The 24,958-nt window shown below is 65.9% G+C and carries 19 protein-coding genes; 9 read left to right on the top strand and 10 right to left on the bottom strand.

The features are described 5' to 3' along the window. Positions 1-37: 37 nt before the first annotated feature. The gene (locus DDZ17_RS08765; RefSeq protein ID WP_116365861.1) at positions 38-2,098 is read left to right on the top strand and encodes an FAD-dependent oxidoreductase; all 2,061 of its coding nucleotides are present in this window, start codon (positions 38-40) and stop codon (positions 2,096-2,098) included. Positions 2,099-2,162: 64 nt separating this feature from the next. Continuing rightward, on the top strand, positions 2,163-3,431 hold the full coding sequence (locus DDZ17_RS08760; RefSeq protein WP_157976549.1) for a spinster family MFS transporter: 1,269 nt from the start codon (positions 2,163-2,165) through the stop codon (positions 3,429-3,431). Positions 3,432-3,455: 24 nt separating this feature from the next. Here the strand turns inward: DDZ17_RS08760 and DDZ17_RS08755 are convergent, their stop codons facing one another. After that, positions 3,456-4,088: an FMN-binding negative transcriptional regulator gene (locus tag DDZ17_RS08755; protein ID WP_116365857.1), complete on the bottom strand. Its 633-nt coding sequence runs from the start codon at positions 4,086-4,088 to the stop codon at positions 3,456-3,458. A gap of 9 nt (positions 4,089-4,097) precedes the next feature. After that, positions 4,098-4,688 (bottom strand): LysE/ArgO family amino acid transporter, encoded by a 591-nt coding sequence (locus DDZ17_RS08750; RefSeq protein WP_206613486.1) that lies wholly within the window; start codon positions 4,686-4,688, stop codon positions 4,098-4,100. 122 nt (positions 4,689-4,810) lie between these two features. Here DDZ17_RS08750 and DDZ17_RS08745 point away from each other — a divergent pair, with 122 nt between their 5' ends. Continuing rightward, positions 4,811-5,707 carry a LysR family transcriptional regulator ArgP gene (locus tag DDZ17_RS08745; protein ID WP_116365853.1) on the top strand — a complete coding sequence of 299 codons (897 nt, stop codon included), beginning with the start codon at positions 4,811-4,813 and terminating at the stop codon, positions 5,705-5,707. A gap of 32 nt (positions 5,708-5,739) precedes the next feature. On the opposite strand, the gene DDZ17_RS08740 is transcribed toward DDZ17_RS08745, so the two are convergent. After that, positions 5,740-7,953, bottom strand: coding sequence for a molybdopterin-containing oxidoreductase family protein (locus DDZ17_RS08740; protein ID WP_116365850.1), 2,214 nt, complete (start codon positions 7,951-7,953; stop codon positions 5,740-5,742). A gap of 387 nt (positions 7,954-8,340) precedes the next feature. Between DDZ17_RS08740 and DDZ17_RS08735 the strand changes: the two genes are divergently transcribed. Beyond that, positions 8,341-10,521: a TonB-dependent receptor gene (locus tag DDZ17_RS08735; RefSeq protein WP_170150185.1), complete on the top strand. Its 2,181-nt coding sequence runs from the start codon at positions 8,341-8,343 to the stop codon at positions 10,519-10,521. 65 nt (positions 10,522-10,586) lie between these two features. On the opposite strand, the gene DDZ17_RS08730 is transcribed toward DDZ17_RS08735, so the two are convergent. The 4 genes from DDZ17_RS08730 to DDZ17_RS08715 all read right to left on the bottom strand — a co-directional run bounded on the left by DDZ17_RS08730 (position 10,587) and on the right by DDZ17_RS08715 (position 14,033). Then, positions 10,587-10,958, bottom strand: coding sequence for a nuclear transport factor 2 family protein (locus DDZ17_RS08730; protein WP_116365847.1), 372 nt, complete (start codon positions 10,956-10,958; stop codon positions 10,587-10,589). Between the two features lie 58 nt (positions 10,959-11,016). Continuing rightward, positions 11,017-11,469, bottom strand: a complete 453-nt coding sequence (locus DDZ17_RS08725; RefSeq protein WP_116365845.1) for a nuclear transport factor 2 family protein — start codon at positions 11,467-11,469, stop codon at positions 11,017-11,019. A 111-nt stretch (positions 11,470-11,580) separates the two neighbouring features. After that, a complete protein-coding gene (locus DDZ17_RS08720) occupies positions 11,581-12,321 on the bottom strand; it encodes an OmpA family protein (protein ID WP_157976548.1) in 741 nt (246 codons plus the stop codon). Positions 12,322-12,407: 86 nt separating this feature from the next. Continuing rightward, positions 12,408-14,033, bottom strand: a complete 1,626-nt coding sequence (locus DDZ17_RS08715) for an EAL domain-containing protein (protein ID WP_241505832.1) — start codon at positions 14,031-14,033, stop codon at positions 12,408-12,410. A gap of 192 nt (positions 14,034-14,225) precedes the next feature. Here DDZ17_RS08715 and DDZ17_RS08710 point away from each other — a divergent pair, with 192 nt between their 5' ends. From DDZ17_RS08710 to DDZ17_RS08700, 3 genes are all read left to right on the top strand, one after another. Beyond that, positions 14,226-16,109: a tetratricopeptide repeat-containing diguanylate cyclase gene (locus tag DDZ17_RS08710; protein WP_116365839.1), complete on the top strand. Its 1,884-nt coding sequence runs from the start codon at positions 14,226-14,228 to the stop codon at positions 16,107-16,109. A gap of 148 nt (positions 16,110-16,257) precedes the next feature. Beyond that, positions 16,258-17,232: a sugar kinase gene (locus DDZ17_RS08705; RefSeq protein WP_116365837.1), complete on the top strand. Its 975-nt coding sequence runs from the start codon at positions 16,258-16,260 to the stop codon at positions 17,230-17,232. Between the two features lie 9 nt (positions 17,233-17,241). Further along, complete coding sequence (locus tag DDZ17_RS08700; protein WP_116365835.1) at positions 17,242-18,276, top strand: LacI family DNA-binding transcriptional regulator; 1,035 nt, start codon at positions 17,242-17,244, stop codon at positions 18,274-18,276. 33 nt (positions 18,277-18,309) lie between these two features. On the opposite strand, the gene uxaC is transcribed toward DDZ17_RS08700, so the two are convergent. After that, positions 18,310-19,725, bottom strand: coding sequence for a glucuronate isomerase (gene uxaC, locus DDZ17_RS08695; protein WP_116365833.1), 1,416 nt, complete (start codon positions 19,723-19,725; stop codon positions 18,310-18,312). Between the two features lie 365 nt (positions 19,726-20,090). On the opposite strand from uxaC, the gene DDZ17_RS08690 reads away from it, so the two are divergent. Then, complete coding sequence (locus tag DDZ17_RS08690) at positions 20,091-20,789, top strand: hypothetical protein (RefSeq protein WP_241505831.1); 699 nt, start codon at positions 20,091-20,093, stop codon at positions 20,787-20,789. A gap of 2 nt (positions 20,790-20,791) precedes the next feature. Here the strand turns inward: DDZ17_RS08690 and DDZ17_RS08685 are convergent, their stop codons facing one another. Together DDZ17_RS08685 and DDZ17_RS08680 are read right to left on the bottom strand one after the other, a co-directional pair. Next, a complete protein-coding gene (locus DDZ17_RS08685; protein ID WP_116365831.1) occupies positions 20,792-22,141 on the bottom strand; it encodes an amidohydrolase in 1,350 nt (449 codons plus the stop codon). Positions 22,142-22,165: 24 nt separating this feature from the next. Beyond that, the gene (locus tag DDZ17_RS08680) at positions 22,166-22,594 is read right to left on the bottom strand and encodes an acyl-CoA thioesterase (RefSeq protein ID WP_116365829.1); all 429 of its coding nucleotides are present in this window, start codon (positions 22,592-22,594) and stop codon (positions 22,166-22,168) included. Between the two features lie 206 nt (positions 22,595-22,800). Between DDZ17_RS08680 and DDZ17_RS08675 the strand changes: the two genes are divergently transcribed. Then, the gene (locus tag DDZ17_RS08675; protein WP_116365827.1) at positions 22,801-24,924 is read left to right on the top strand and encodes an oxidoreductase; all 2,124 of its coding nucleotides are present in this window, start codon (positions 22,801-22,803) and stop codon (positions 24,922-24,924) included. Positions 24,925-24,958: the final 34 nt, after the last annotated feature.

Genomic DNA, 24,958 nt, shown 5'->3' with positions numbered 1-24,958 from the left:
TGGCCCTGTTGCGGCCATCCAGCGGCGCTTGAACGCCATGCCCGGCGCCAGCTACGCCCGCCTGTTCGAGCCGGTCACCATCGGCTCGATGACCCTGCCCAACCGCATTGCCATGTCGGCGATGACCACCAACTACGGCAGTGCGGACTTCGAGGTTACCGACCGGCTCATTGAGTACCACGCCACCCGCGCCCGGGGTGGGGTGGGTTTGCTGACAGTGGAAATGTGCTCGGTGGACACCGCCCAGCGCTACCAGCCCCAGTCCCTGTCGCTGGGGGACGACCGTTTTATCGATGGCCACCGCCGGCTGGTGGAGCGGGTACACGCCGAGGGCGCGAAAATCCAGCCGCAGATTTCTCACCCCGGGCCCGAGTCCATGACTGACCCGGTGGGGCCGTCGGTGTGCATTGCCGCCGGCACCGGCTGGCCGTCGCGGGTGCTGGCGGCGGATGAGATAGACGCCATTATCGACCAGTACGCCGCTGCGGCACTGCGCGCGCGACAGGCCGGCTACGACGGCATGGAACTGCACGCCGCCCACGCCTACATGCTGCTCGGCTCCTTCCTTTCGCCCCAGCGCAACCGGCGCGAGGATGACTACCGCGGCGACACCCTGGAAGGGCGCGCCAAAATGCTGCTGCAGACCCTGCAATGCATCAAGCGCGCGGCGGGCGAGGACTTTCCTGTCACCGTGCGTATCTCCGGCTTTGAGGACAGCTTCGACGGCCGCGCCCTGTGGGAAACCCAGCTGCTGGCACCGCAACTGGTGGCGGCGGGCGCCGACTGCATACAGGTGAGCGGCGGAGTGTCTCACGACAAACTGGTGGGGCAGATTGTGTGCGGAGCGGCCTATCCCGAGGCCTACAACGCGCCGGTGGCGGCGGCCATTCGCGCCGTGGTGGAGGTGCCGGTGATGGTGGTGGGGCGCATCCACCGGCCGGAGGTGGCTCTGCGAGTCGTGGCGGAGGGCAACGCGGACGTGGTGATGATGGCCCGCCCCCTGCTGGCGGACCCGCAGCTGCCCAACAAACTGCGCAGAGGGCGACTGGGCGAACTGCGCCGCTGCCTGAGCTGCCAGAACTGCATCGACTCCATGTTGATTGCGCCCTTCGACGCCAACATGAACTGCGCGGTAAATGCCTTCAGTGGACGCGAAACACAGCTGTCGCTCGTGCCAGCGACAACGCCCAGGCACCTGGTGGTTGTCGGTGGCGGTACAGCTGGCATGGAAGCCGCCCGCCTTGGCGCCGAACGCGGCTTCCGGGTGACCCTGCTGGAGCGCTCGCCGCGACTGGGCGGCTCCCTGTTCTTTGCCGCCACGGTACACAGCGATAACGAACCCTTGCTGGACTACCTGCGCAGCGAACTGGCGCGGCTTGCGGTGGATGTACGCCTGCAAACCACGGCCAGCCGGGAATCGGTCGCGGCGCTGCAACCAGATGTGCTTATTGTTGCCAGCGGTGCGCAGGTGCGTGTGCCTGACATTCCGCGCTCATCCGGCGCGCGGGTATTCACCGGTAGCGAACTGCGCCAGTTGCTGTCTGGCGAGGTGCGTACCGGGCCACAGGCCAGTTGGCCGCTGCGTCTAGCGGCCGCCGCACCGGGCCAACTACAGACAGCGGTACAGGCCCGTTTGACGCCGGCGCTGCTGCGTTGCCTGACCCGGCACTACCTGCCCTTTGGCAAGCAGGTCTGTGTGATCGGTTCAGACCTCGCGGCGCTGGAACTGGCGGAGTTTGTGGCCAGGCGCGGTCGCCGGGTGAGCCTGCTCAGTGAGCACGCTGAACTGGCGCCCGAAGTTGGCCCCAAGCGGCGCCAGGAGCACACCGTGCGCCTCGACCGCCTGGGGGTGGTGGTGATCACCGGCATCCGGGTAGAGCGTATTGAACCTGCCGCGGTGCAGTTTTCCCGCGATGGCCGCCCGGGTAGCCTTGCAGCAGACACCGCCATCATTGCCGGCGACCCGGTTGCCGATACCACCCTTGCCGATGAGCTGGCGGGAGTCTGCGAACAGGTGATCGCCATCGGCGACTGCACCGGCCTGGGGCTGATCCGCCAAGCCACCGAGCAGGCCGCCCGGGCTGTCTGTGAGCTCTGAAGCTGGGCCTGGCGCTGGGCCAGCAGCCGTGCTGGCGGCGATGCCAGAGCCGGAGTCAGCGCCAGTGCCAGAGACAGCGCCCCCCACGCGGGCCTATACCCGCTACGTGCTGCTGCTGATTTTCCTGGTCACCATCTTCAACACCTGCGATCGCACCATCCTGTCGGTGATGGTGGACGACATCCGCCTCGACCTCGCCCTCAGCGACCGCCAGATGGGTTTTGTCATGGGGCTCGCCTTTGCACTGACCTACTTCCTCGCGGGCATTCCCCTGGCGCGGCTGGCGGATGCCTGGTCGCGGCCCAAGGTCGTGTCGCTGGCCCTGTTCAGCTGGAGCCTGATGACGGCCCTCGGCGGCCTGGCGCAGAACTTCACCCAGCTGGCGCTCACTCGCCTGGGCGTCGGGCTGGGGGAGGCCGGGGCCAGCCCGCCCAACCAGGCCATGATTGCCGAGTACGTGGCCCCCGAGCGCCGCGCCCGCGCCATGTCATTACTGACAGTGGGCGCCATTGCCGGCCTGGCGGTGGGCACCGTGTACGGCGGTTGGGCCAGCGCCCAGTGGGGCTGGCGCACGGCGCTGATCAGCGTGGGTCTGCCCGGCGTGCTGCTGGCTATGCTGTTTGTGCTCACCGTGCGCGACTACCGCCAGGGCGGCGCCCACCACAAGGGCCAGGGGTTGTGGCGCCAGCTGCGCCAACTCGCCGCCATTCGGCCCTTTGTGTACCTGACCCTGGCTGCCTGCCTCATTAACATTCCCAGCATGGGCCGCGCCCTGTGGGAGCCCACCTTCCTGCGCCGGGTGTACGGCATGGGGGCGGCGGAGGCCGGCGGCTGGTATTTCGTGACCAGCGCCCTGCCCACCGTGGTGGGGGCGGTGCTGTTTGGCTACCTGCTGGACCGCCTGGCCCAGCGCGACCGGCGCTGGTACGTGTGGCTGCCCGCCCTGTCCTGCCTGCTGCTGGTGCCGCTGGCCTGCGGCTTTTACCTGTATCCCACGGAACCACGGCTGTTTGGTGTGATGCCCCAGGCGTTTGTACTGTCCATTGCCGCGTCGCTGGTGGCGTCCTGCTGGTCGCCTGCGGCCATGTCACTGGCCGTGCAACTGGTGCCCGGCCATAGCCGTTCGGTGGCTGCGGCTACCTGGTCCATGATCGCCAGCCTCGTCGGTACCGGGCTTGGCCCCTTGCTGATTGGCGATCTCAACGCCCGCCTGACGCCGCAATACGGCGACGCCGCTGTGCGCTACTCCCTGCTGGCCATCAGCGCCACACCCCTGCTGGCGGCCTTCGCCTACTGGCGTGCGGGGCGGGCCATGGAGGTGGGTGCGGTGTGATGTATTGCTTGGCGCAACGGCTATTCAGCCGTCGGGTTCAACCAGTGCGGCCATCAAATTCGCATTGAGGCTTGGTGCTTCGCTTAACCCTTTGGCAACGCTCATTCGCTCGCGAAGTGCTTTGTCCTGACTGGCTTTTAATTTCCCTTCCAGGCGGTCAATAGGGATTTCAATACCGATGATCGCTTTTAACATCCCATCAATGTATTCCGGGGGGGCGTCGTCTACCGACCACGGTGTGGGTTGAGCTGATTCGTTGGCGTCGGTGAGTTTGTTGAGCATGTGAAGCAGCCATTGGCGATCTTCGACGGCCCGGGCAATACCGTGTGCGTGAACGACTGCATAGTTCCATGTTGGAACAACTTTTCCGTGCTCCTGTTTGGCCAGATACCAGCTGGGCGTGATATACGCCTGTGGTCCGTGGAAAACGACGACCGATGGGGTGCTATGGTCAAGCGCCTGCCAGACCGGGTTGGATCGTGCCACATGGCCAATCAGCGTGCCGCACGGCCCGCTGGTGCGGTCGAGGTACAGCGGTAGATGATTGACGGTTAGCCTGGCGTTTCCTTCTGTTACCCAGGTTCCGAGTGGGTTGCTGTCAATGAAGTCGCCAAGGTCACTTGTTGCTGGGAATTGGTGCTTATCTCTGAAGTGCATTCTGTTGCCCTAGTTTGCGGTTATCGCATGTTGTACCAGCAGTGTGGCGAGCACCCACATGATGATGCCAATGAGTCCGTCCAGCAGTTGCCAGGACTTGGGTTGTGCAAACCAGGGCGCGAGCCAGCGCGCACCATAACCCAGCGCGCCAAACCAGATAAAGCTGGCGCTGCAGGCGCCGGCAATAAACCAGGCTTGCAGTTCAGGGTGCTGCTGCGCACCGGCTGTTCCCACCAGAAGGACAGTATCCAAGTAGACGTGGGGGTTGAGCAGGGTAAATGCGGCGGCCTGTGACAGCGCCTTGGCCAGGCTGATGGCCTCTCCCGTGCCGGCCACTGTCATCGTCTCGGGTTGTCGGGCTCTTTGCAGGGCCTGCCAGCCGTAGACGGCGAGAAAGGCGGTTCCAGCCAGCGCCATGAGCCTGGCCAGCCACTCACGCTCACCCAAGGCCTGCGCCATGCCCAGCACGCCGGCGGTAATCAGTAGGGCATCTGCCAGGGCACAGAACAGGGCGATACTGCCAATGTGCTCTCGACGCAGCCCCTGCCGGAGTACGAAGGCGTTCTGCGCACCGATGGCGATGATGAGCCCAAGGCTCAAGGCCAGCCCTTGCGTGTATGCGGAGGCTGCCTGATGTGTAATGTCCTGAATCATCGGCGCACATTGCCAATGCACCATTCATAAGTAAAACTACAAAAACTAAACCTGCATTAGGACTACTAATGTTCGACTATTCTGCATTGTCCGCCCTGTCTGCGGTTGTCCGTGAAGGCAGTTTTGAACGCGCGGCCCAGGTGCTCAACGTTACGCCGTCTGCCGTCTCCCAGCGTATCCGGGCGTTAGAGGAAAGAGTGGGCTGTGCGCTGGTCGAGCGAGCGCAGCCCTGTGTTGCAACCGACGCAGGCCGCCGATTGTGCTTGCACGTGGGCCAGGTGATGCTCCTGGAGCAGCAACTGCGCAAGGGAATGCCGCAACTGCTGGGCGGTGAGGTGTCGCGAGTGGCAGTACCCGTGGCGGTGAATGCAGATAGCCTGGCCACCTGGTTCACCGGGGCGGTGGCAGACTATGCCGCACAGAGCGACGCCCTGATGGAGGTTGTGGTTGATGACGAAGGACATACGGCGGATTGGTTGCGCAATGGCAAAGTCATGGCCGCCGTGACCGACAGTGCCGAACCACCGGCTGGTTGTAAATGTGTGGCGTTGGGAGCTATGCGCTACATTGCGGCCGCCAGCCCGACTTTTGTGCGGCAGTACTTTTCACGTGGGCTTGGCGCAAAGTCATTGGCGGCGGCGCCCAGCCTGGCCTTTAACAACAAGGATACGCTGCAATCCCACTGGGTGCGTCGCCATTGCCGGCGGCGTGTAGACATCCCGCGACACCTGCTGCCCTCCACCGAGGCGTTCATTACCGCCGCCCAGGCCGGTATGGGGTGGGGAATGCAGCCGGAGGTTTTAGTGGCGCCGTTGATTGCAAGTGGCGAATTGGTCCCGCTCGCTGATAACAGCTATCTGGATGTGCCGCTGTACTGGCAGGTAGCGCGTGCATCGACAGCGCTGCTGACGGAATTAACCACCTGCGTGAAGGGGCGAGCGTCGAAGTCACTGTTGTCCAGCTGAAAGCATGGTTCTTTCTTTGCGGGCCTGCAGGCCTACAACGCCTGCACCGAAACCGGAATGTTGCTCATGCGTGGCAGGCCGGTGAAGGGCTCGTAGTCCACGTCGTTGGCGATCAGGCGCGCGGTGGAGCTGCCCACTTCGCTGATATCCAGGCTTGGGTCCAGGCGGTCGCCCCAGCCGTGGGTCATGGATACGGTGCCCCGGCGCAGGTTGTTGTCCGCCTCGGCGATGGCGGTAATGTCCGCGCGCGCCGAACGGATGCGTATGCGCGCGCCGGCATCCACTCCCAGGGCCGCCAGGTCCAGCGGGTGCAGGTAGGCGGGGTTGTAGGCCTTGCCGTGGGTTTGGCCCGGCAGTTCGTGGCCGGTGGAATTGAGTACGTTGATCTGGCGGCGTGAAATCAGCCGGTAGGGGTGTGCCTCCAGTGCGGTTGTGGCGCGCTCCAATTGCTGCGCCAGCAGCGCCATCATCTGTGCATTGCCAAGGTCCAACCGGCCCTGCCAGCCCGGCTCGGCGGCCGCTACATGAACGGCGGGCTCATCGAAAATCGCGCCGCCGGGGTGGCGCTTTACCTCCGCCAGCGGCACTCGCGCATTGCGGGTGATCTGCTCGAATAAGGCCTCGGTGTCGGGTTCGTGCTGCATATCCAGTGGCCAGGGCGCGGTGGCGGATTCGCCGGCCCAGAGAATGGGCTTTACCGTCAGTGGCAGGCCCATGCGCTGGGCCAGCCGGTAGAAAAAACGCCAGTCCTCGATGACATCGGAGTCTTTCGGTGGCTCTACCACCGCATCGGTGTACTGGGCCCAGGGGGCCACCGTGCCAAAGCCCGGCGCGTAACTACTCATGAATTCGTGAACCAGGGAAATGCCCGGCATTTCCAGCGGGTGGCGCGCGGCGATCACGTAGTCGCTGCAGCTGGCGCTGGCGGACATGCGCAGGTCGATCTGCACGCTCAGCTCCAGCGCCTCGTAGGCGGCCAGGGTTTTGATCTGGTCTGGCCACACGGACACCGGGTTGCCGCCGTGGCTGATCAGCGCCCGCACCCGGCCCTCGTCCTGGCGCAGGATCTCGTCGGGCAGGGCGGCGGTGGGCAGGCCCGCCGCGGTGTTGGCCAGTCCGCGCACCAGGGGTTCGCCAAAGCCGTAGGCCCACTCGGGGCGCGGGTCCATGGCCTGGGCCCGGGGCTGGATGAATTCGCTCAGGGTGCCGGGCTCTATCACCCGCTCGCCGGCCCGCGCCCAGCGCCCGCACACGGTGTTCAGGCAGCGCACCAGGTATTCCAGCAGGGTGGTGTTGCCGGACATATTGGGCCCGGTGCCGGCGGTGGCCACGCCCTTGCCGGCGCGGGCGAAGGTGTGGGCCATGTCGATAAGGGTGGCGGCATCCACGCCCGCCTCGCGGGCCACCCGCTCGGGCGTGAAGGGCGCCACCGCCGCCTGCAGGGCCGCCAGCCCCCGGGTGTGGGCGGCCACAAAGTCACGGTCGATGAGGTCATCGGCAATGATAGTGCGCAGCATGGCCGCCAGAATCAGTACATCGCAGCCCGGGGCGCTTTGCAGGTGAATGGTGGCCCGGCGCGCGGTTTCCGAACGGCGCGGGTCGATCACCAGCAACTGCATGCCGCGTTTCAGGGCCGCGGTCAGGTGCCTGCCGGGGTTGGTGTGCGGCATGCCGCCCGACATTGACACCAGCGGGTTCAGGCCAATCAGCATCACCACGTCGGCCTCGGCAAAGTTGTTGCTGGGGGCCATCCATTCGCCGAACAGGGCGGCGGCCACAAACTTGCCGGGCTGGTCGATGGTGTTGGAGGAGAAGTTCATGGGGCTGCCAATGGCGTCCATCAGGGCCGAGGACAGCAGGGTATTGGCCGAGGAGGAGGTGGAGCCAAAGGTGCCGATGTAGGCGGCAATGGCCCGGGGGCCATGACGCTCGCGAATGGCCAGCAGTTTGTCGCCAATTTCATCGATAGCCTGTTGTACAGGCAGGGGCCGGTAGCTGCCATCCACCTGGCGCTTGAGTGAGTGCAGCAGGCGGGTGGGGTGGTTGCACTGGTCGGCGTAGTGCTGGCCCTTGATGCAGCAAAAGCCCTGGTATAGCGGGCTGTCGCGATTGCCGCGCACGGCGGTGGCAACGCCGTCCTCGATGTCCACCAGCACGCTGCAGCAGGCGTGACAGGCGCGGCAGAATGTGTGGCGGACGGTTTTGTGGGGAGTGTGGCAGGTTTCCCGGTGCGGCTCGGTGGGCATGGCGCGTCCTCTTTTATTGTGTATGGACGTTGCTGTGTGGCGCTGGCGCTGCGCAGCGTTTGGCCAGTTGCCTAAAAAAACATATCAGAGCCCCGGCGATTTGCCAGCCGGTGTGCGCCGGTAGAGGGCGCTGTACCAATAAACTGTACTGCCACTTCGGCAGCTATTGATAAACAACTTCCATTATAAACATTGAAAGTGATATGTTTTGTAGTGAGCCGGGCACGCGCAACCCATGCCGCGCGCCCGCCAACCCCGCGATTGCAAATAACGATTACACAGAGGTGGGTAAACATGCGCCGTACTATCCAGTCACAGCACACAAGCCATTTTCCGGCCGGGCGGAGCCGCCCCCGTCGCGCCGCAACTGCCCGGATGGCGGCCCTGGTGCCAGCCCTGGCACTGGCCAGCGCCGCGTCGCCCATGGCCCTGGCCCAGGGCGCCTTGGAGGAGGTGGTGGTGACCGCGCGCAAGGTAGAGGAGAGCCTGCAGCAAACGCCCATAGCGGTGACCGCCTATTCCCAGAATACCCTGCGCGAACTGGGGCTGGAGACCCTCACCACTATTTCCACCACCACCCCGAACCTGCAGTTGCAGCGCGGCGCTGGCGGCGACAGCTCGCTGGCTGCCTGCCTGCGCGGCATGTGCCGCACCGACGACATCATCACCGAGGAGCCGATGGTGGGCACCTATGTCGACGGCTTCTATATTTCGCGTATGCAGGGTGCCTTTTTCGACCTGATCGACATCCAGCAGATTGAAATCCTGCGCGGCCCCCAGGGCACCCTGTTCGGCAAGAACACCGCCGGCGGCGCCATCAATATCACCACCGTGCGCCCGCATGATGAATTCGAAGGCTACGTGGTGGGCAACCTGGGCAGCGATAACCTGCGCGGCGGCAAGTTCAGCGTGAACGTGCCGATGATGGACGGTTTTGCCGCCCGGCTCAGTTACGGCCAGCAGCAGCGCGATGGCCTGATTGAGAACACCAGCTTCTCCGACCTCAACGACAAGGACTACAAAACCGCCCGCCTGGCGCTGGCGGCGGATGTTACCGACTGGTTTAGCGCGGACTATGTGTTCGACTGGTTTGACGCCGACCAGACCCCCAATGGCTGGCAGCCGACCCTGGTGGAGGCGGGCCTGGAGGTAGTATTCCCCGGTATTTCCAGCACCAGTGACCCGGGCCTGGACCGGGAAGTGACCACGGTGGAGGAGGTTTACGACCAGTTCGACCAGAAATTCAACGGCCTGACCCTCAACTTTACCCTGGGTGACGTGGGCCCCATTGACGACCTGGTGATCAAGTCCCTCACTGGGCAGCGGCGTACCCAGCTCAGCAGCTTCCGCACCTCAATGCCCTACTATTTCATCTCCGGGCCGCTGGACCAGGACTACGAGCTGTTCACCCAGGAATTCCAGTTTCTCGGCTCAGCCCTGAATGGCGACCTGCAGATTGTGTCGGGCATCTTCTTGAGTGCCGATGAGGGCAGCTATGTGCTGCAGCAGCAGTTTGCCTCGCCGGTGCCCAACACGGTGATTTCGCTGGATACCGAAACCGATACCTGGGCGGTGTACGCCGAGGCCACCTATCACTTCAACGAGCGCTGGAAGGCATCCCTTGGCGGGCGTTATACCGACGAGGAGAAGGTGGTGGATTCCAGCCTGTTTTTCCCGCCCACCGGCGCCACCCTGCCGGTTAGCGAGCTGGCGCCCACCAATACCTTTGACACCGACAACTTCTCGCCCCGGGTAACGGTGAGCTATGCCCCGGCGGACGAAATACTGCTGTATGGCAGCTATTCGGTGGGCTTCAAGAGCGGCGGCCTGAACGGCCGCGCCACTACGGTGGCCGACTTTTCGCAGTACGACGATGCCGAGATCCAGGCGGTTGAGATCGGCATGAAGGCGGATTTTTTCGATAATCGCTTGCGCACCAATATCGCCGCCTTCTACCAGGAGCTGGATGACTGGCAGGTGCAGGTGAACAGCCTGGATCCGGTCAACTTTACCTTTTTGAGCCGCATTGAGAACGCCGCCTCGGCCACCATGATGGGGGTGGAGATGGAGGCGACGGCGGTGATTACCGATGCGCTGCAGGTCTCCGCCACCCTCGGCTGGCTGGACCCGGAGTACGACACCTACCAAAGCCAGGACCTGGCCACCCTTGAGCCGATTGACGTGTCCGACCAGTACCACTTCCAGTTGGCGCCGGAGTGGACCTCCAGCGTGACCGCCCGCTACAACAAGCAACTCGGTGATTTTGCCAACCTGTTGATCCGGGTGGATTACGCCTACGTCGACGACCAGTACTTCCAGGTGCAGCCCTCGCCGCTGATCGAAGGTGACGACTACACCCTGCTCGATGCGCGGGTTGAGTTGAGCGAGCTGTTCGGCAGCGGCTTCAGCTTGTCGGTGTGGGGCAAAAATCTGGAGGACGAGGAGTACCGCACCGGGGGTTTTGACGTGAAGACCTTCGGCATCAACCCGCCGGATGGCCTGTACGCCAGCAGCTGGGGCAACACCCGAGTGTGGGGCGTGGATGTGCGTTACGACTTCGGGCAGTAATTCGCAACCTTTGCCCGCCGCCGTTGCGACGGGCAAGGGGGCTTGCCTTGGGGGGCTGGCCCCCGTTAGCCCAGCGCCTCAATCACGATATGGCGGAACTGGCCATCTTCAATGCGGTAGTGCCCGCGCAGGGTGAGGGTCAGGGTTTCCCCCGCGGCCAGGGCGGTGCCCATAAAGTCCTCTACCGCGCTGCGCGCCGTTAGTTGGTCGGTAATGTCGACCATGGCGGTGTCACCCTCCATGACAATCCGGGTGGCTTGCATCCGGTCTTCAAACACACCAATCAGGTAGCGGTAGGTATCCAGCACCGCTTCGCGGCCGCGCATCACGCCCTGGGCCGAGTGCAGCTCCACCTGGGGGTGGTAGAAGGCCGCCAGGGCCTGTGGATCGTCGCTGTTGTAGGTCTGGTAGTAGCGCTGCATCAGGGCTTCGGACACCGCGGGCTCTCCTTGGGTGTTGTCGGTGGGCGTCTGTGAGGGAAGGCAGGCCTGCTGCTCAGTCGTTCCAGCCCGCAGGGCCCGCACCCAGTACTCGAATATCGCCGAGATGGGCGCGGTTCAACTTGCGCCGGTGGCACATGCGCCACACGTCGTCCTGCCGTCGCCACTGGTCGTGATAGTCACCCAGGGTAGAGAAAGTGAGATGGGCGCGCTCGCCCTGGCCCAGGTGCATGTCGCTGACGTAGGCGCGGCTGCTGGCGCGTTCGCCCTCCACCTCGATCAACACGTTGCCAAGCAGGTGCTGGGTGGGGCCGCAGTCGTCCAGAAAAGCGCGCATGTTGGCCACCAGGGCCGCGCGGCCGTCCAGGCTGCCGGCGCCGAGGTCGGCGCTGATGTCGTCGGTGGTCAGGGCGGTCAGGGCGTCCCAGTCGCGTTCGTCCATGGCCCGGGCAAAGTGCACCAGGGCGCGGTAGATGGCGCGTTCGGCCAGCAGGGTTTCCAGTGTCATCGGGGGTTCCTGTCGGGGTTTCAGTTGCCAGTGGAGAGTGGCGTTGCACCCAGACTGGCAAGTGCCTCCCGCGCTGGCAAGCGCCGCCGGCAAAAAAGCGCCGGCGGGTTGCTATGACGTACCCGCCGCCACGGCGGGGGCCGCAAGGGGCCACAGCTCCAGTTCGATGCGGCGGTTGGCGCTGCGCCCCTCGGGGGTATTGTTGTCGGCCACCGGCTGGCTGTCGCCAAAGCCGCGCACAACAATGCGCTGGGCCTGTACGCCCTGGGCGTTCAGGTAGCGCCCCACGGCCATGGCCCGCTCCCGTGACAGCCGCAGGTTGAAGGCGGCATCGCCCTGGTTGTCGCTGTGGCCGGCCACCAGCACCAGGCTCTGGTCATACTCGCGCAGCACCCCGGCCAGGGTGTCCAGGGTGCGGTGAACGGCGGGCGACAGGCGGCTGCTGCCGGTATCGAAGCTGCCGCCCCCCGGCAGGGTCAGGCGAATGTGGTCGCTCTGGCGCTGGATCTGCACGCCGCTGGCGTACAGGGTCTGCAGCTTGGCGGTTTGGATATCCAGGTAGTAACCCACGGTGTCTGCCGGCAGGGCATTGCCGTGGCGGGCGGTGGCACGCGCCAACTGGCTGGCCACTTCGGTGTCGCTGTTGGCCTGGGGCAGGGCAGGGCCCTGGGGCGGTGCCGGCGGGCGCGGTGCGCTGCCGCCGGCGGGCGGGTTCTGACTGCAGCCAGCGGCCGCCAGCAACAGGCCCGCCACGAGCAGTGGGGTAAAACGGGAGGGCGCCGAGGCGTATTGAGAGAGCGCCGCTGCGGCATGAGATAGCAAGGCGGCGGAGCGAAAGAGTGGGGCGGGCAAGCAGTGCATCCTGTGGTGGTTGATCGGCGCCATTCTACGCCAAATGAACGGGCCGGGGGCAATGCGCCCGGGCCGATTACATCGCGTCAGTGGCCTTTCAGGTAGCGCCGGAAGGCCCTGGCGGGCAGCGGGCGGCTGTACAGGTAGCCCTGGCCCAGTTGCACGCCGTTGGCGGCGAGCCAGCGCGCCTGGTGCTCGGACTCGATGCCCTCGGCCACCATGTTCAGTTGCAGGGAGTGGGCCATTTCAATGATGTGGATAATCACCGAGCTGGTGACGGCATGGGTTTCGATGGCGTCGACGAAGGCCTTGTCAAGCTTCAGGGTGTCCAGCTCAAAGCTCTCCAGGTAGGACAGGCTGGAATAGCCCGTGCCGAAGTCGTCCACTGCCAACTGGTGGCCGCGGCGGCGCAGCTCCGCCAGCAATTGGCGGGAGGTATCGCTGTCCACCAGGGCGCGCTCGGTAATTTCCAGCTTCAGGGCATTGGCCGGCAGGCCGGCGTCGGTGAGCACACGGTCCAGGCTTTGGGGTAGGCGGGCGTCTTCGAGATCCTGGGGTGACAGGTTGATGTTCACCGTAAAGCCCGGTTGTTCGCGCAGCAGCCCCCCCAGCTCGCCCGCCACCCGCTCCAGCAGGGTTAGTGTCAGGTTGGTGATCATGCGCCCGGACTCGGCCAGGGGAATGAACACGTCCGGGCTGATGTGCTCGCCGCCGGCGCGCTGCCAGCGGGCCAGGGCCTCGGCCCCCACGCAGCGCCCGCTCTGTAGGTCGACGATGGGCTGGTACACCACGTCGATGGCGCCGCTGTCGATGGCGCTGCGCAGCTCGGCGGTCAGGCTCAGGCGGCGCCGGGATACCCGCAGCACCACCAGCACCCACAGCACCACCAGGGCCAGGCCGAGCAGTGAGGCGGTGGCCAGCGAGGGCAGGTAGCGCTGCACGAACTGGCGCGAAGGCTGCACCGCCACCACATCCATTGGGAACACGGTATCGAGGGAAAAGCGCGCCAGAATGCGTCCGTTGCCGCCTTCAATGGTGAGCCCCGGCGGCAGGGTATCCGGCGCGGGCACCCGGGCATTGGCGGGCACGCTCACCATCAGCAGGCCCTCTACCCACAGCCCCGCCTGCTGGCTGCTCTCTTGGCCGCCCTCCTGGCCCGGCAGTTGGCCGGCCGATGGGTCGTCAAGCGCGCCAGCGTCCAGCAGCAGGCGCGGGTCGATGGCCACGTCGTGGTCTCCCAGCCGCATCAGGAACAGCTCCACATCACCCACGGCGGTATCGGGGCTGGGCCACCAGGCCACCACGCCGTTGTCGTAAATGCGGCTGGCGGAGGGTGGTGTAAGTGCTGCGCCCTGGACAAAACCCACGCCGCAGCGCCGCTCGGCCGCCTGCCAGTAGCCAATGGCGCGAATGTAGGGCCGGGCGATTGCCTCCTGTTGCAGGGTGGCAATATGCGCGGGCGAGCAGCGCACAAGGGGAGATGCATTGAGATCTTGCAGCAGGCTGCGGGCGTCGACCAGGGCGTCCTCCGCCTGGTGGCCCAGGCGTTCGGCCAGGGTGCCCAGGCGCTGCTCTTCCGCCACCACAGACTCGCGCCACAGATACCAGCCGAGCAGGGTGATCAGGCTGATCACGCCCGCCATGGCAATCAACAGGGCTATGAGCACGGCGCGTTCGCGGCGGGCGGTGGTGGGGTGGCGTAGTGGGGCCAAGCGTGGCATCCGGTGATTGAATTCAGTGCTTACATTAGACGCCGCAGCGCCCCGGGACAATGGGCGCGAGGTGCAGGTGGGCGCGGCGGGCAGAAGTGGGAGCCTGGTCACAGCTGCGTGCGCCGCTGGTAGCCTGTTGCGGGGCGGGTGGTACACTGCCCCGCCGCCCCAGACCGGAGTTTCACCATCCCTTTGTTCCGTCACATTGTTTGCGCTGTTGCCCTGCTGCTGTGCACTGCCACCGGCTGGGCGGTGGCGCCTGCTTCTGCGTCTGTGGATGAGGAAATTGCCGCCCAGCTGCGGGCCATGGACATGCTGGTGTGGAAGGACCCGTGGGCCGCCCGGGCGCGGCTGCAGGCCATGGCGCCCCGCATCGACGGAGCGAGCAATGCCGTGCAGGCGCGCTACTACCTGCGCCTGGCCCACGCCCTGCAGTACCTCTACCTCAACGACGAGTATGACCGCGCCGTGGCCGCCGGGCTGGCCGCGGCGGATGCGCACACAGCGCCCCGCATTCGCCAGTTTTTGCAGGTGCTGGATGCGGTGCGGGTGCGCCGCGAAGGCGACTACCAGGGGGCTGCCGCGCAGATGCAGACGGTGGCGCGCCAGGCGCAGAGCGCCGGTGACCAGTTTCTTTATGTGTTTGCCCTGGTGGAGCTGGGCTTTACCCAGGGAATGGGCGGTCGCAGCGAACAGGCTTTTCCTCATTTACAGGAGGCCTTCGCGGCGGCGGTCAAGCTGCAGGACGTGTTCCTGATCGCCCTGGTCAATGAGGCCTATGGCGCGGTGTATGGCTATGTGAATGAATACGAGCAGTCCATTGCCCACTACCGCAAGGCGCTGTCCAGCTACGCGGACCTCGGCTATTCGGTGTACGAGGCCGAGGCCACTTACGGCATTGGTATTTCCTATCGCTACGCCGGCCAGTGGCAGCGCGCGCTGGAGATGTTCCGCCGCTACCGCGAGCTGACGGATGCCCATCACAGTGAGCACGGGCGCTTCTCGGCCCTGTACGGGCAGGGCATGACCTACGCCGAAATGGGCGATTGCGACAGGGCCCTGCCGGTGATTGCCGAAGCGCTGCAAGCCGGCGCGCCGGAAGATTTCAAGGCCGAGCTCTACAAGCGGCAGGCGGTGTGCCTTGCCCGGGCGGGCCGGGCGCAAGAGGCCGCCGGCGCTATCGCCGCCGCCTGGGATGTATTTGCCCGCCTCACCGAATTCACGGGCACCCACTGGGAGTTGGAAGTGGGGCTGGCTGAGGCGGAAGTGGCCGCCGAGCTCGGCGACATGGCGCGTGCCTATACCCTGTTGCGCGAATATCACGAGCAGATTGTGGCGCTGCTGCGTGAGAGCGCCTCCGAGCGCCTGATGACCCTGCGGGTCGAGATGGAAAACGTGCGCAAGGACCACGAAATCTCCCTGTTGCAGGAAGAGGCGCGCATCGATGCGCTGGAACTGGAGCAGCAACGGCGCAGTAACGAGCTGCAGCGCCTGACCCTGTTTTTCTGGATCGGGGTGAGTGCGGTGGTGCTGTTTTTCCTGGTCTGGCAGGTGCGCAACGCCCGCCAGCTGCGGGAGATATCCAGTCGCGATGCCCTCACCGGCCTGTATAACCGTCGCTTTATCTTCCATCGGCTGGCGGCCCTGTGTGCCGAATTGCCGCTGGACCGCGGCGAGCTGTCCATCGTGCTGGTGGACGTGGATGACTTCAAGCAAGTGAACGACCGCTACGGGCACCCGGCGGGCGATGCCATCCTGCGCGACATCGCCACCATCGGCGCGGCCCTGCTGCGCCCGGGTGACGAACTGGCCCGGGTGGGGGGCGAGGAGTTTCTGTGCCTGTTGCCGCGCACCGGCGAGCGCAATGCCGCCATGGTGGCCCAGCGCCTGCTGGAGCGGGTGCGCGAGCATCGCTTTGCCGTGCCAGGCGGGGGTGAGGTCTGCATCACGGTGAGCATCGGCGTGGCCAGTTTCAGCGCCGACTGCGCCGATGCCGACAGCCTTTACGCCGCTGCCGACAACGCCATGTACCGCGCCAAATCCTGCGGTAAAGACCAGCTGTACGGTGCCGGCTGAGGCCGGCCCGCGCTTGTCAGGCAAAGGTACCCCCGATAGACTGCTACCGGTGGCATAACTGGTGCCCTGGCGGGCTGAATTAGCAGGAACAATAACAAACGTGGCGTCGTGCCCGCACAGTGCGGCAACGCCATGTCGGGCCTTACCCATGACGACACACAACAGCCAACCACGGGTTGCCGCCATCGGCGAGTGCATGCTGGAACTGTCCGGCGAGCCGGGGCAGGGGGCATCGCGCAATCTGTGCCTGGGCTACGGTGGCGACACCCTGAACACCGCCGTCTACCTGGCACGGCTCGGCATTGCCGCCGACTTTGTGACGGCGCTTGGCGATGACAGCCACAGCCAGTGGCTGATCAGCCGCTGGCGCGCCGAAGGCGTGGGTACCGACCAGGTATTCCGCCTGCCGGGGCGGGTGCCGGGCCTGTACATGATCGACACCGACCCGGACGGCGAGCGCCACTTCAGCTACTGGCGCAGTGCCGCGCCGGCCCGCGAACTGTTTGATGATGCCGGCCGGGTGGATGCCCTGCGCCAGGCGCTTTTGCAGCGGCATCTGGTGTACTTTTCGGGCATCAGCCTGTCGCTTTATCCCGAGGCTGGCCGCGAGCGGCTGTTTGCCCTGCTGGCCGAGCTGCGCGCCGGCGGGGTGCAGGTGGGGTTTGATGGTAACTACCGCCCGGCGGGTTGGACGGACAGCGCCCTGGCGCGGGCAGCTTTTACCCGCGCCTGTGAGCATGCGGATATCGTGCTGCCTACCTTCGACGATGAGAATGCCCTGTTTGGCGATCGCATACCCGAGGCCACCCTGGCGCGCATTGCCGCCTCGGGTGCCAGCGAAATCGTGCTCAAGCAGGGGCCGGCGGGCTGCCACGTCTGGCACCGGGGTGAGGCCCTGTGGGTGCCCGCGCAAACCGTGGAGCGGCCGGTGGATACCACCGCCGCCGGCGACGCCTTTAACGCCGCTTATTTAGCGGCGCGCCTGCAGGGCAAGCCGCCGGAGGCCGCGGCCCGCTGTGGCCACCGCCTGGCGGCCGAGGTGATCCAGGTGCGCGGCGCCATCATTCCGGTGGCGCGTATGCCGGGCGCCGATGCAAGCCCAGACGGCGAGCAGGGAATATGAGGCAGTAACGTGAGCAAGGAATCCGCCAACCCCACCATCAACGATGTGGCACGCATTGCCGGCGTGTCCAAACGCACCGTGTCGCGGGTGCTGAACGACTCCCCCAAGGTCAACCAGAAGACCCGCGAGCATATCCAGCAGGTCATCAAGCAGCTCAAGTACGTGCCCAGCCCCCAGGCCCGGGGGCTGGCGTCCAGCCGCTCTTACCTGCTGGGGCTGCTCTACGACGACCCCAACGCCCTGGTCATCCACGCGGTGCAGCGCGGCATTCTCAGCGTGTGCGTGGCGGCGGGCTATGAACTGGTGGTGCATCCCTGTGACCACCGCGCCCGCACCCTGGTGTCGGGCGTCAAGACCTTCATTACCCGTTCCAAGCTGGACGGGGTGGTGATCCTGCCGCCCTTGTCGGCCAACGACAAACTGGCCGCGGCGCTGGATGCCGAGGGCTTTCATTATGTGCGCCTGGCGGCGGCGCGGGTGGATAAGCCGGAGCGTGTGGTGGTGTCCGATGACGGCGCGGTGATGGCGGACCTGGCTCGTCACTTTGTCGAGCACGGCCACCGGGACATCGCCATCATCACCGGTCCCCGGCAGCGCCTGGCCACGGAAGTCCGCTTGGACGGTTTTCGCGCGGCGCTGGCGGCACTGGGCGCCCGCCTGCCGGCGGCCAATATCCTGGAGGGGGACTTCACCTACGCGTCCGGCATCGAGCAAGGCCGCCGCCTGCTGCTGCGCAAGCGGCGCCCAACCGCCATCTTCGCCAGTAACGATGAAATGGCAGCGGGGGTGATTCACGCCGCCTGGACCCTGGATATCAAGGTGCCGCAGCAGCTTTCGGTGGCGGGCTACGACGACAGCCCGCTGGCCTGCAAATTGGTGCCGCCCCTCACCACCTTCCACCGCCCGAACGACACCATGGCGGCGCTGGCCGTGCAGAAGCTGCTGTGCTGCATTGGCGGCCGGGCCGAGGAGGCGGCGCAGTTGCCCTCGGCGCTGTCGCCGACGCTGCTGCTGCGCCAGAGCAGCGGCCCCGCGCCCGGCTGACGCGCCGGGGCTGCTCTGCGGGTAGCAGCCCCGCTACAGCCGGTAGGCGCGCTTGGCGAGCTGGTAAGCCAGCTCCACCGCCAGCTCCGCTGCCTCTTCTTCGTACAGGCGATGATCTGCCACCAGTTCAGCCAGAAAGGCGCAGTCCATGCGCCGTGCCACGTCGTGGCGGGCGGGAATGGACAGGAAGGCGCGGGTATCGTCGTTGAAGCCGGCGGTGTTGTAAAAGCCGGCGCTTTCGGTGGCCTGCTGGCGAAAGCGGCGCATGCCCTCGGGGCTGTCATGGAACCACCAGGGCGGCCCCAGGCGCAGGCAGGGGTAGTGCCCGGCCAGCGGCGCCAACTCGCGGCTGTAACTGGTTTCATCCAGGGTAAAGAGGATGATCTCCAGCGCCGGTTCATTGCCGTATTTGTCCAGCAGGGGCTTCAGCGCCTGCACGTAGCCGGTGGGGGCGGGAATGTCAGCCCCCTTGTCGCGGCCGAAGCGGCGGAACACGGCGCTGTTGTGATTGCGGAAGCTGCCCGGGTGAATCTGCATCACCAGGCCGTCCTCCAGGCTCATGCCGGCCATCTCGGTCAGCATCTGGGCGCGGAACAGCTCGGCCTGCTGCGCCGTGTGCCGGCCGCCGCGCACCGCATCGAAAAGGGCGGTGGCCTCCGCCTGGCCCAGGTTGGCGGTGGCGGCGCTGGGGTGGCCGTGGTCCGTCGCGGTGGCGCCCATGTGCTTGAAGAAGGCGCGCCGCACCCGGTGGGCGTTGAGGTAGCCGGCCCAGGTGGTGGTGTCTTCGCCGGTCAGTTCGGCGAACCGCTCCAGGTTGGCCACAAAGCCCTCGTAGTCCGGGTCGGTCACGGCATCGGGGCGGTAGGTGGTGATTACCCGGCCGCCCCAGCCGCTGTCGCGGATCGCCTGGTGGTGGGCCAAATCGTCCAGGGGGCTCTCGGTGGTGGCCAGCAGCTCGATGTTAAAGCGCTCAAACAGGGCCCGGGGCCTAAAGGCCGGGGTGGCCAGTTGCTCGTTGATGGCATCGTAGTAGGCATCGGCGGTGGCGCTGTCCAGACGCTGCTCCAGCCCGAACACCTCGCAGAACACGCTGTCCAGCCACAAGCGCGACGGTGTGCCGCGCAGCAGGTGGTAGTGGTCGGCAAAGCACTGCCAGATTTTGCGGCCGTCGGTCTCTACGGGAGAGCCATCAGCGGTGGGCACGCCCAACGACTCCAGGCTCACCCCCTGGCTGTAGAGCATGCGAAACACGTAATGGTCGGGGGTGATGAACAGTTCCGCCGCGTTGGCAAAGGGCTTGTTGTGGGCAAACCAGGCCGGGTCGGTATGGCCGTGGGGGCTGATGATCGGCAGGTCTTTCACGCTCTCATAGAGCGCGCGCGCCACCGCGCGGGTGCCCGCATCGGCGGGAAACAGTCGGTCGGGGTGCAGGGAGAGCGTCTTGGGCATGGGGCGTAACCTGTTTGCCGGCGTCGGAATTCAGAATGTTGCTACCGGTGGCATACTACGGTGCCACTTTGCCGGTGGCAACTGCATGCTCGGTCCTTGTGTGTTCAGTCCTGTGAGTTCTGCCCCTGGAAAATCGGCGCTCTGTTGTTGCCCAGGTTGTTGTTGCCCAGATTATTGTCGCCCGGGTTATTGTCGAGCGGCCTGTCATTGTCGCAGCAATGCCCTTAGTATGAGGCGAGGTAATCACCGCGATGCACAGGGAGGCGGCTTGGTCCGCAAAATCATTAGCCTGGCGGCTTTCACCCGGGCCAACGCCGATCTGATGTTCGGCGCGCTGCCACTGGACAGGGATACCTACCAGCGGGATGTGCCGGTTTACTGAAGGCGTTGGCCGGCTGGCGCGGCTGCTGTTGCTGGCCGCGCTGTTCTCCCTCGCCGGTTGTGGTGGCTACAGCGTCAAGAACCTCGCCAAATCCGACATCGACCTGGTGACCGACGAGGCCATCAGCGAAACCCGCCGCCTGGTGCGCGAGCTCACCGTCAAGCTGTACCGGCGCAACCCCGCCGAGCTGGACAAAATTCCCGGGATGACCATCGAGGGCCGCCTGGCCCAGCTCAAGGTCAACGAACGCAAGCTGGACTTTCCCGAGCTGCAGGGTCGCCAGGGGATTGATGCAATGAACCTCGCCTTTGATGCCCACTATCGTGGCGACCGGGTGTTTGCCCTGGTGGCGGGGCTGGGGGGCATGCTGCGCCAGGCCTACGACTACCGGCCCGAATTCTTCATGGTGGACCAACTCAACGCCGAGGCCCTGTCCGCCAGCGCCCGCAATGTGGAGGTGCTGGTGTGGAAGCTGAAGAACACCCGCTACCCCGACGGGCGCCCGGTTCTTATCAGCCACGAAAACGAGGGCGTGGTCGACAACCTCAGCTTCGAGCGCCTGTTCGGCAAGCTGATCGCCCTGCAGGACCTGCTGGCGCGGGTGGCGGCCGACGCCGATGACCGCCTGATCACCAGCGCCGTGCACACCGCTTCGACGGTGTTTATTCCCCTGCCGATCTGAACCTACTGCGGCGCGCTGGCCGGGTAGTCCATGGCAAAGCCCACCAGGGTGCGCACGCCGGTAATCAAGGCGCTTTCCTCAATGTCGAAGAAGGGGGAGTGGTTGGCCGGGCGCTCGCTGCGCGGCACATCCGGATCGCCCACGCCAAGGTGCAGAAACAGCCCGGGAATGTGCTGTTCGAAGTAGCCGAAATCCTCTGCGCCGGTGATGGCCGGCCCCTCCTGCACCCGCTCGGCGCCGGCGGCCCGGGCGAGGGTGGGCATCATGCGCCTGAGCAGGGCGGGGTCGTTCACTGTGACCGGGGCGGCCTCGGTGATGGTGACCTCCACGCTGGCGCCATTGGCGGCGGCGATGGAGGCCACCGTCTGGCGCAGTTTCTCGTGCAGGTCGTCGCGCACCGCCATGTCGAAGGTGCGCAGGGTGCCTGCCAGGGTAACGGTGTCGGGAATGATATTGCCGCGCACACCGCCGTGAATGCTGCCAATCGTGACTACCACCGGGCCGCGGGTAATGTCCAGGTGGCGGCCGGGCAGGCCCTGCAGGGCGGTGGCGATCTGGGCCGCGGTGTAGATGGGGTCAACCCCCAGCCAGGGAGAGGAGCCGTGGGTCTGGCGTCCGGTGACGGTGATGGCCAGGTTGTCCGCCGCCGCCATGAAGCCACCGGCCCGATAGGTAATCTCGCCGGCGTCGTTGGGCCACACGTGCAGGCCGAGAATGGCTTCCGGCGCGTCCTTGCCGCGCAGCAGGCCCTCGTCAATCATCAGCGCGGCACCGCCGGCCTCATCCCCGGGTGGGCCTTCTTCCGCCGGCTGGAACACGAATTTCACCGTGCCCGCCAGCTGCGCGCGCTGCTCCGCCAACACCTTCGCCGCCCCCAGCAGCATGGCCACGTGGGCGTCGTGGCCGCAGGCGTGCATCACCGGCACCTCGGCGCCGTTGTATTCGCCCTTGGCGGTGGAGGCGAAGGGCAGCCCGGTCTGCTCGGCCACCGGCAGGGCATCCATGTCGGCGCGCAGGGCGATCACCGGCCCCGGCTTGCCGCCCACCAGGGTGCCCACCACGCCGGTGTGGGCGATGCCGGTTTCCACCTTGTCCAGCTTCAGTTTGCGCAGCTCCGCGGCCACCGTTTTTGCGGTTTCAAATTCGCGGTTGGACAGCTCCGGGTGCTGGTGGAAATGCCGGCGCCAGGCGATAACCTGCTGTTCGCTGGCCGCGATGGCGGCCTGCAGGGGCTGTTCCGCCCCCTGGGCGGGCAGGCTGGCGGTAAAAATTCCCGCACAGAAAAGCCCGGCGGTGGTGAACAGGCGGGCCTTCAGGGCAGAAAAAGACGCGGTTTTGTAACGATTTGGCATGGGGCGCTCCATTGTTGTTAAGGGTCAGGCGCTGCAGCGCTGGCGAAAGGCATCCGGCACCGGCACCACGCAACTTTGTTTGTAGTCGAAGAACAGCAGGGTCGTGGCCACCCGGGCCATTTCCCGCTCGCGGCTCAGGTTGCTGATGCGGTAGATGAACTGGAAGCTCTTGCCGGTGAATTCGCCGGCGCCCAGCTCCACGCTGAGCCGGTCGCCATAGCCCGCCTCGGACAGGTAGGCCACCTCCGAGTGGGCCATGATCAGGCCTGCGTCCTCGAAGGCGATGGCATCCTCGTAGCCGATCTGCTTGATAAAGCGCAGCTGGGCCTCCATGGCGATGGGCAGCACTCGGTCGGCCCCCAGGTGGTTGGCATTGTTGACGTCGGTGTAGAGCACGTCGTAGTCGGTCTGGAACAGGAATTGACTGGGCAGGTCGATGGTTTTGCGGGCCATGGATGGGGTCTTTGCCGGGAAGGGCCGTCGAGAATGGCAAAGCGCGGGCGGGTGGTCAATCCGGTCAGTGCCGCGCTGCGTGATTACATAGTTGAACTGGGCATGGCAATCGCTCCCGGCGGGGGAGTGCGGGGCTACGGCGGGGCCCCGAGTTGGCTACCATGGGCGGCAAACTACTCTGATTACGCTGCCCGGAAGTCTGCTGTATGAGCAAGCCCCTCGCGAATTTGTCGTCCCCCTGTCGGATCGGCAGCCTGCACCTGAAAAACCGCATGGTGGTCACCGCCATGGGCACCAACCTCGGCGCCGAAGGCGGCGGCCCCAGCGAACGTCTGCACGCCTTCCATGAGCGCCAAGCCAAGGGCGGCGCCGGCCTGATCGTACTGGGCTCGGTGGGTGTGAGCTGGCCCAACGGCGCCAACCAGCCCTGGCAGGCCGCCATCTCCCGCGACGAGCACATTCCCGACTGGCGCAAGTTGGCCGATGCCGTGCACGCCCACGGCGCCAAGCTGGCCGCCCAGTTGCACCACGGTGGGCTGGTGGCGGCCCAGGATCGCGCCGAGGGCCGGCCCATGTGGGTGCCCTCCTATCCGGTGGTGAAGCAGGGGGACATGGCAGACGGCTTCCTGGAGGAAGAACTGGCGGCCATGTTCAACCCGGACGCGCCCGAGCCCCGCCTGCATGTGATGACCAAGGACGACATCGCCACCCTGGTGGCGGACTTTGCCGCGGCGGCGGTGCGGGCAAAAACCGCCGGCATCGACGGCGTGGAGATTCACGGCGGCCACGGCTACATCATTTCCGAGTTTCTCTCGCCCCTCACCAACCAGCGTGACGACGACTACGGCGGCAGCCTGGCCAACCGCGCCCGCTTCCTGCTGGAGATTGTGGCCGCCGTGCGCGAAGCGGTGGGCAAGGACTATCCGGTGTGGGTCAAGATTGATTCCGGCGAGTTCGGCAACCCGGAGGGCATCAGCCTGGCGGACGCGCGGGAAACCGCCCGCCTGCTGGAGCAGGCCGGCGTCGACGCCATCACGGTGAGCGCCTATCACGACACCTCCATGGGCGTGAACCACTCCGAATCGAACATTCCCCACACCCCGGAACGGCTGGTGGCCGGCGCCACCAGCATCAAGCAGGCCCTGTCCATTCCGGTGATTACCTCCGGCCGCATTGAGCCGGCCGCCGCCGACAAGCACATTGCCGCCGGCCACTTCGATCTGCTCGGCATGGGGCGCAAGCTGCTGGCCGACCCGGATCTGCCGAACAAGGTGATGGCAGGCCAGCTGGACGATATCCGCCCCTGTGTGTACTGCTATTGCTGCGTCAGCCAGATTTACGTGCTGAAGCCGGTAAAGTGCGCGGTGAACCCGGAAACCGCCCACGAACTGACCCGCAGCCTGATTGCCACCAGCCATGCTCGCCACTTTGCCGTGGTGGGTGGCGGGCCGGCCGGCATGGAAGCGGCCCGCCGCCTGGTGGAAAAGGGGCACCGGGTCACCCTGCTGGAGGCGGCCGACCGCCTGGGCGGCACCCTGCAGTTTGCCAGCATTGCCTACGAGCCCAACGAGCGCCTGCTGCGCTGGCTGCGGCGGCAGACCGAGCAGTCTGCGGTGGAGGTGCGCCTGAATACCCGCGCCACCCCGTCGCTGCTGGCGCAACTGGGGGTGGACGAAGTCATCGTTGCCACCGGTGCCCGGCGCGACCTGCCGGACATCCCCGGCAAGGATCAGGCCTTTGTGTACAGCGGCGACGAGATGCGCGCCCTGGTGCTGGGCGAGCAGAACGCGGCCCTGCAGGCCAAAACCAGCGGCTTTACCCGCCTGATGACCCGCGCCGGCGCGGTGACCGGAGCCAACAAGCACCCCTGGCTGCTGCGCCAGGTGTCCCGCGCCTGGCTGCCACTGGGCAAGCGTATTGTGGTGATAGGTGCCGAACTGGTGGGCCTTGAGCTGGCGGAATACCTCGCCCACCGCGGCCGCCAGGTGACCGTGGTCGACAGTGCCAGCCGGCCGGGGGCCGGGCTCTACCTGGTGCGCCGCTTGCGCCTGCTACACGAGTTGCGCGAAGAGGGCGTGGTGCTGCTGAACCGTGCCCGTGATATCGCCATTGGCGAGCACTGCGTGAGCTACACCAACTACCGTGGCCAGCAGCGCCGGATTGACGCCGATGAGGTCATCGTCGCCCAGGGCGCCACCGGCGATTTGAGCCTGGCGGAGCAACTGCAAAGCCAGGGGATGCGCGTACACAGCATTGGTGATTGCCGGGGCGTCAGCTATATCGAGGGCGCCATGGAATCCGCGGCGGAACTGGTGGCCAGTCTCGACTGAGTCACCCCGCCACAGCGAAACGGTTCGACAGGAG

The organism is Parahaliea mediterranea (assembly GCF_003402235.1).
In the GTDB taxonomy this organism is placed as follows: Bacteria; Pseudomonadota; Gammaproteobacteria; order Pseudomonadales; family Halieaceae; genus Parahaliea; species Parahaliea mediterranea.
The sequence above is the reverse complement of the archived record's forward strand: the minus strand, read 5'-3'. Positions and strand labels throughout refer to the sequence as shown.